This window comes from Photorhabdus viridis, assembly GCF_040256935.1.
Lineage (GTDB): Bacteria > Pseudomonadota > Gammaproteobacteria > Enterobacterales > Enterobacteriaceae > Photorhabdus > Photorhabdus viridis.
The window spans coordinates 1-1245 of record NZ_JBEJZY010000157.1 but is presented as its reverse complement, the minus strand read 5'-3'; the positions used below and the strand labels follow the sequence as shown (position 1 = coordinate 1245).

Genomic DNA, 1245 nt, shown 5'->3' with positions numbered 1-1245 from the left:
ATAAAGTCTTCCCTATCATCAGCATATTTAGTATCAGACAGATCCAACATTTCCATTACAATTTTAAATGCGACACCATTATTATACAAATGTGCTTCCAGTACTCTCCCAAAACCAGGTTCATCAATATTTTCATTTCTATCGAAAATCACACCTTTTAGATTTCCTTCAAGGCGATAGATTTTTTTCAAAAAGGGCATATCTTTCGGATCGACAGTTTTAGCCGTCTTTAATTCCTGCTCCCTTAATTGTATCCGCTGTTCAAAGGCTGGCTGATATAAACGCTTGGTTTCTATTTTCGCTTTACCAATAAATATCGCATTATGGAAGATATTGCCAAATGCCTCGGGGATATCAATCAGATAACGGCCCACACAACGGGTCTGCATATTCGCTAACATTTCAGTCGTCACTTGCTTTTCCTTCTCAGTTAAAATAGGGAAATGATAAGGGGTAGGGAAATACCACCACAGAATATAGGTAACCAATAAAATAAATAAGGCATTCTTCTTATTCAATTTTTACCCCCTGAACCATCTTCACAATTGCACGCAGAGTAAATAACCGGGCTTTGCTATCTTTAGTTTCTTTATCCTCTTTATACGCCCCTTCATGATCCACCTCTGTCGCCAGCAGGCTACGTAAACTTCTGGCTTTAATACGGCCAGCCTGTACCGGCACTGTTCCATCCCCTTTCTCATTTGGTGATGCCAGTACAAAATATTTTTCTTTATAATCCCATGAGGAAGGCCCAACAAGAAAACGAACCGTACGTGTTGCTCCAGTTTCCTGATTAGCCGGATCATATAGCGGTTGATTAAATGTCATGCCGGAATAATCCTCCTGCTTTTCTAAAAGATTATCATAGCTATAACTAGAATAATGACGATGCCCCTTTAACCAGGAAATAACCCCATACGATAGATGTTTCTCACTGGCACCATAAAAGGCATAGGTATTAGGGTGATAATTGCCAGTTAATTCTTCAATAAATGGCTTAACTTTTTTCTTTATAATGGTCGTATAATTATTCCAACTTTCATTATCTTTCCATTTATCTTCTTTATCCGGGTTTAAAAACCGGGTTTCACATAATCCCCACCAGCGATCCTTTTCCAGATAGATCTCCTTATAAGGGTCTGACTCCGGTAGCTTATGCGTGATTTTATCATCGGCGATATGTAACCAGCCTTTACCATACGCCTTTCCCGGCAACAGTTGTAAAGGACCGGGCGACTGAGCCAT

2 pseudogenes are annotated in these 1245 nt (G+C 39.6%); both read right to left on the bottom strand.

From position 1 onward, the window contains the following. Window positions 1-518 (bottom strand): annotated as a pseudogene (locus tag ABR397_RS22665) (T6SS immunity protein Tli4 family protein); the annotation flags it as partial. Then, a pseudogene (locus ABR397_RS22660) lies at window positions 511-1245 on the bottom strand (esterase/lipase family protein); the annotation flags it as partial. The pseudogenes ABR397_RS22665 and ABR397_RS22660, both read right to left, overlap by 8 nt.